We start from the raw sequence: 5,301 nt of genomic DNA, 5'->3' as shown, positions 1-5,301 counted from the left end.
CTCATCTTCAGGGGCAGAACCGCCGCTATGTAAGCCCGGTGATCCAGCTAAGGCAAAACCTGGATCTTTACGCAAACGTGCGGCCGGTCACTGACATCACGGGCGAAAATCGATTCCGTTTTGTCGTCATCCGGGAAAACACTGAAGGGCTGTACGCCGGTCTGGATTATGGACGGATACCTGATCAATTCCTGCCCTTGCTGCAAGAGCGGGAAGCATTGGGCGCGCCATGGCGTCGTGAAGGGCAGGAGGACGCGACCATTTCCGTGCGCCTACAAACGCGCAGCGGGCTTGAGCGCATCTTCGAATACGCATTTGACTATGCGTCCCGGCATGGATTCGACCGGGTCACCTTCGTAGACAAACCCATGGTACTTCGTCACAGCAGCGCTTTCACTCGAGGTGTATTTGAAAGTGTCGCCAAGGGATACCCCGGCATTGAGGGCGTAATCGAGAACGTGGACGCAGTAGCGCTTTGGATGGTGCAACGCCCGGAGCGTTTCTCCGTTGTAGTGGCTGAGAATATGTTCGGCGATATCCTTTCTGATCTCGGCGCAGGCGTCATGGGTGGCCTGGGTTTCGCCCCGAGTGGGAACTTCGGAAAGCTGGGCGCATATTTCGAGCCGGTCCACGGCAGCGCTCCGGCCCATGCAGGGCTCAACAAAGCCAATCCCAGCGCGATGTTCATGACCATCGCTCTGATGCTCGAGCATCTGGGTTATCCGCAGGAAGCACAATACGTGACGGCGGCGGTCAGCCGGGTGGCGCGTTCAAGCGTGCGCACCTATGACATGGGGGGGTCGCACTCCACCGCGCAGGTTGGCGAAGCCATTATTGGAGAATGCGTTTCCATGGCCGCGCTGAACTGGGCCCAACCTTGCGTTCCAACCTCACCCCTGGGAGCAACACATGCCCAAGCTCTTTGAATCGGTCCAACTCTCTCAAGCATTGCTGGACGAATGCGAACAATTGGATACCGCGTCACTGTCCGATGCCCTGGACAGCCTTGGCGTTTCTGGCGGCCTTCTGGGCATCACCACCCAAGTTCCTGGTAGTCGCTGCGTGGGCATTGCTTTTACCGTGCAGTATGAGCCGGTCGGAGATTCTCATGGGTTCAAAAATGCGGCCAATTATATTGATCAGGTCCCGCCTGGAGCCGTGATCGTCAGCTCCAATGCGGGGCGCCAAGACTGCACGGTATGGGGCGATATCATGACGCACTTCGCCGTGGCCAGAGGCATAAAAGGCACTGTAATTGATGGAGTGGCCAGGGACATCGATACCGTCGTCAAGCTGGGGTATCCCCTGTTCAGCCGCGGACGGTTCATGCAGTCCGCAAAAAACCGGACTCAGCTCAAAGCGGTGCAGGTCTCGCTTGAGATCGGTGGCGTCACCGTCAATCCTGGAGACCTGCTGGTCTGCGATGGCAGCGGCTGCCTTGTCATTGCGCAGCATATAGCGGCCGAAGTTATTCGCCGTGCGCGTGCCGTAGAACACACCGAACGCCAGATTATCGGAGCGATAACCGCGGGGGCGTCATTAGAGGAGGCTCGCAAGACCTACCGCTACGACCAGCCGTGGCTGGGTGCTGCTCAGAAGGTAGAAGCGGAGTTAGCCCAATGAGCCTTTCGCATGAGCTATCCGCCAGCGCCAGGGTCTTGAGCGCGCCGTTGAAACCGCACTGCTTCACAGACAAGGGTTCAGTCACTCAAGAGTTCAAGAAAGCGATGCGTCGCCTGACCTCCACGGTCACTCTTATTGCGACTGAACATGAGGGCGCACCTTTTGGGATGGCTGCAACCGCCGTAACGTCGGTGTGTACAGACCCTTCCTCCATCCTTGTCTGCATTAATCACGGGGCAAGCATGTACAGGCCTCTGATTGGTCATGGAAGGTTTTCGGTGAACTTGCTTCGGGTTGGCCAAGAGGACTTGGTGAAGGTTTTTGGTGGCGCAGTCACCGGCCCTGCCCGGTTCGAGACAGCCGACTGGCAACACTCCAACGGCCTACCGTATCTGCCCAGTGCCCAGGCTTCTCTTTTCTGCACCGTTGCCCAACGCATGAGCCATGGAACCCACGAAATAATCATCGGTCACGTCGACGACCTTGTCGTGGCGCAAGACATCACTCCACTGCTCTGGCAGGACGGGAAACCCACAGGTTCCATACCTGTAATGCCTTGAACACGCGTTTTTCACTATTGGAAGATAATCATGAAAATGGAATTGTTTGATCCTCAATCTGTTTCCGATGACACCGCGATTTATCTCGTGAATGTGGTGCATGTTGAAGAAGGCGCGCAGGACCTTGCGGTGGAAATACTGGAGGACACGGTCAACTATGTTGCGCGAACGTACAGTGCCTTTCAGTGGAGCCGTTTGATGAAGAGCACAGACGGCAAGACGGTCATCAACCAGGCTCAGTGGAGCGATCGTGGGCAGTTCGAATCGCTTTTCATCGACGAAGAGTTTTTATCACGTTATTCGCGCTTGAAAGAAACCGGTACCTGGGAATATCACTTGTACACCGTCGCCACCTACATCACCCCTGCCACCGCCCGCGAAACTGTCGGCTAACTGCAATCGCATGCGCAGCGCTTGGCGCTGCGCAATACCCAAGCCTATTCAATATTCGATCAAGGAAGAAGTTATGGCCGCAATCCGTTCAGCATTGACAACCTTCTTGGGCATCCAGCACCCACTGGTCCTCGCACCGATGGGAGGTGCATCAGGAGGACACCTGGCAGCCGCCGTTTCAAACGCAGGGGGGCTAGGCCTGGTGGGAGCAAGCTACGGAGATCCTGACTGGATGGTTCAACAGTTGTCGCTCATGCAGGATTTGAACAAGCCCTGGGGCGTCGGGCTGGTCATGTTCACGGTGGCGAAACGTTTCGAGCTACTGCATTTGGCACTGGAGTTCGGCCCGCAGGTTGTAGCGCTGTCCTTTGGTGACGCTCGTCCATTTATCGAGCCCATTCATCAAGCGAACGCCAAAGTCATCGTGCAAGTACATGACGTTGACCAGGCGTTATACGCTCTCGACGCCGGTGCCGATGCATTGATCGTGCAGGGTGCAGAAGCTGGGGGGCACAGCTTGCGCAGATCCTCCATGCCTTTGTTCCCGGCAGTTCGCGATGCCGTGGGCGAGAGCGTAATCCTGATCGGAACAGGTGGGATAGCTGATGGCCGAGGAATGGCCGCCGCCATGGCACTCGGAATGGACGGGGTAATGATGGGAACGCGATTCCTGGCCTGCGACGAAGCGCTTCCCTCTGAGCGTGTGAAAAACAGGCTGCTCCACGCCGTCGCAAGCGACACCGTCAGAACTCGCATCTTTGATGATGTGCGCGGAATATCTTGGCCCGCAGAGTACAGCGGTCGGGCGATCGCGAACCAGTTTTCCGAGTCGTGGGTTGGTAACGAGCAGGCGTTCTCGCTGGCCCTTGATGAGTTGCGGCCCCAGTACGAACGGGCACTGGCAACAGACGACGTAGGGACTAAAGCGATCTGGGCAGGCGAGGTGGCCGATCTGATCAAGGACGTACAGCCGGCGCGCTCGATAGTCGAGGCCACCCTCAAGGGCTATGCCGATACTGTCGCCAAGCTGGGACGCACCCTCTAAACGGACTCACGGGGCACAACCGGCCTGCTTGTAAAAGTAGGCTTTGTTATTTCTGCAGGAGCGAAACAATGAACCAGGACGTGCAATTCAAAGTGTATGGGCAAGGAAAACAGTGCGTTTTTGTACTTTCCCCCGTCATGCCCACATGGGACGAGGGCGCCTTTATCGCGCCGCTGACAGGTCATTTTCTCAGCGCAGGCTATCGGGTGGTGGTGTTTGATTCGCTCTCGATACCCGTTGCCTGCGATGAGACGCTGAACACTTTCAGTGAGCGTTGGGCTGAGTTGCTGCAACCCTGGGGCATACCCGACGTGCTTGTCGGTGTCGCCTTGGGCGGCGCGCTGGCGCTGGAACTGGTGCGTACCTCCTCGCTTGCGTCAACGGCGGCTCTGTTGCTGCTCTCTTCCCCAGCCAAAGCCGACGCTATATTGGATGCCAGGCTTGGAAGAATGGCGGAACTTGCACAGCTTGGCCACGTTGAAGAGGCCAAGCGTCTGCTGGATGCACTCGTCCTACCCGAAGGCAAACACCCCCAGCAAAGTCCAGAAACCCAAAACAGTGTTCATCTTGAAATACAGGGGCAGCGCCTCTCAGGTGGTTTTGGGTTGTTAGCCGGTATCGATCTCAGTCACAGTCTACTGGCATACCAAGGAAGGGTTCTGAGCGTTTTTGGCGAGCGCTCCCAACTTGTCAACCAACCGCACGTGGTACGCACCTCTGGACCCCACCAACGCACACTGTGCATAAGAGCGGGAGGCATGCGGCCGTTGGCTGACGATCTCGATTCGGTTGTGAACGCTATCGACACTTTTCTTATACCTCGCTCGGAACACGCGGCATGAACGCGCTCAAAGACACCAGCCATTCCCTGAACTTTATCGACCTGCACTACCACGCGAACCCGGACGCGTTCGTTCGCCGCCATGGCGCAATAGATGCCGGAAAACTGTACGCAGCGGCCAACGGCCGGGTGGTATTGAAAAACCACTTGGGCTGCACTGCCGCGCAGGCCTGGGAAGCGCGCTCACAGGGTTTCCCTGTCAGTGGTTCCTTGGTTTTGAATGAGATTGCAGGCGGTGTGGACTTCAGGGTGGTGGAGCGTAGCCTGTGCATGCGCGGCGACGAACCGGGACGCTTCATTGTGCACTTCCCGACGGTGACAGGACGAAAGCACACCAGTACCCTCGCGCGAAATGTCAGCCATCCATTGTTGGTAAGTAAACCCATCAAGCCTCTGCGCGTCACAACAGACGCCGGGCGCTTGACGCCCCAGGCCCTGGACATACTCAAGATGGCGTGTGATTACCCCCTGGTCATTTCTACCGGCCACGCTGACGCTCGCGAGGTACGTGCTCTGGTAGATGAATCTGTTCGATTGGGCGTGCCGCGCCTGATGCTCAACCAGCCGGCCAATCCATTGACTGATTTGAAGGCTGACGAGCTTTTGGAGATCGCCACGGCTCCTAACGTATTCATTGAGCAGACCGCACTCACCTATCTTTTAGGCTATCAACAAGAAGACGACTTTCGCGAGGTGCTATCGACCGTCCCCAATGTTGTCTACAGCGTAAGCGTCCAGCCGCCCCACCTTTACTCAGGTTGAGGCGCGAGGGGTAATAGCTCATCGATCCGGCTGTTGGGCCAGCTGGGTAGTTTTTCCAGCGTATCCTTGAGCCAAGC

At 57.1% G+C, this 5,301-nt stretch carries 7 protein-coding genes and 1 pseudogene; 7 read left to right on the top strand and 1 reads right to left on the bottom strand.

Features of this window, described 5'->3' with window-relative positions; translation table 11 throughout:
• The 7 genes and pseudogenes from GIW04_RS27480 to GIW04_RS27450 form a co-directional block, all read left to right on the top strand.
• Positions 1-926: isocitrate/isopropylmalate family dehydrogenase (locus GIW04_RS27480; RefSeq protein WP_329607648.1), on the top strand; the 926-nt coding region annotated here is incomplete at its 5' end.
• Positions 910-1,623 (top strand): RraA family protein, encoded by a 714-nt coding sequence (locus GIW04_RS27475; RefSeq protein WP_003187741.1) that lies wholly within the window; start codon positions 910-912, stop codon positions 1,621-1,623. The genes GIW04_RS27480 and GIW04_RS27475, both read left to right, overlap by 17 nt.
• The gene (locus GIW04_RS27470) at positions 1,620-2,183 is read left to right on the top strand and encodes a flavin reductase family protein (protein ID WP_003187740.1); all 564 of its coding nucleotides are present in this window, start codon (positions 1,620-1,622) and stop codon (positions 2,181-2,183) included. The genes GIW04_RS27475 and GIW04_RS27470 overlap by 4 nt, the downstream gene beginning before the upstream one ends.
• Before the next feature lie 30 nt (positions 2,184-2,213).
• Positions 2,214-2,576 carry a hypothetical protein gene (locus GIW04_RS27465; RefSeq protein WP_003187739.1) on the top strand — a complete coding sequence of 121 codons (363 nt, stop codon included), beginning with the start codon at positions 2,214-2,216 and terminating at the stop codon, positions 2,574-2,576.
• Between the two features lie 73 nt (positions 2,577-2,649).
• Positions 2,650-3,621: an NAD(P)H-dependent flavin oxidoreductase gene (locus GIW04_RS27460; protein WP_003187738.1), complete on the top strand. Its 972-nt coding sequence runs from the start codon at positions 2,650-2,652 to the stop codon at positions 3,619-3,621.
• 68 nt (positions 3,622-3,689) lie between these two features.
• Positions 3,690-4,463 carry a hypothetical protein gene (locus GIW04_RS27455; protein WP_120247837.1) on the top strand — a complete coding sequence of 258 codons (774 nt, stop codon included), beginning with the start codon at positions 3,690-3,692 and terminating at the stop codon, positions 4,461-4,463.
• Positions 4,460-5,188, top strand: a pseudogene (locus tag GIW04_RS27450) (DUF6282 family protein); the annotation flags it as partial. The gene GIW04_RS27455 and the pseudogene GIW04_RS27450, both read left to right, overlap by 4 nt.
• 23 nt (positions 5,189-5,211) lie before the next feature.
• On the opposite strand, the gene GIW04_RS31615 reads toward GIW04_RS27450, so the two are convergent.
• Positions 5,212-5,301: transposase domain-containing protein (locus tag GIW04_RS31615; RefSeq protein WP_413469248.1), on the bottom strand; the 90-nt coding region annotated here is incomplete at its 5' end.

This window comes from Pseudomonas sp. PA-4-8C (assembly GCF_021606625.1).
GTDB lineage: Bacteria > Pseudomonadota > Gammaproteobacteria > Pseudomonadales > Pseudomonadaceae > Aquipseudomonas > Aquipseudomonas lactis.
This window is presented reverse-complemented; position numbering and strand designations above follow the sequence as displayed.

Bases quoted from the DNA above. Each gene is read 5' to 3' on its own strand.
- GIW04_RS27460 (WP_003187738.1), top strand. From the start codon at position 2,650: ATGGCCGCAATCCGTTCAGCATTGACAACCTTCTTGGGCATCCAGCAC.
- GIW04_RS27475 (WP_003187741.1), top strand. From the start codon at position 910: ATGCCCAAGCTCTTTGAATCGGTCCAACTCTCTCAAGCATTGCTGGAC.
- GIW04_RS27465 (WP_003187739.1), top strand. From the start codon at position 2,214: ATGAAAATGGAATTGTTTGATCCTCAATCTGTTTCCGATGACACCGCG.
- GIW04_RS27470 (WP_003187740.1), top strand. From the start codon at position 1,620: ATGAGCCTTTCGCATGAGCTATCCGCCAGCGCCAGGGTCTTGAGCGCG.
- GIW04_RS27455 (WP_120247837.1), top strand. From the start codon at position 3,690: ATGAACCAGGACGTGCAATTCAAAGTGTATGGGCAAGGAAAACAGTGC.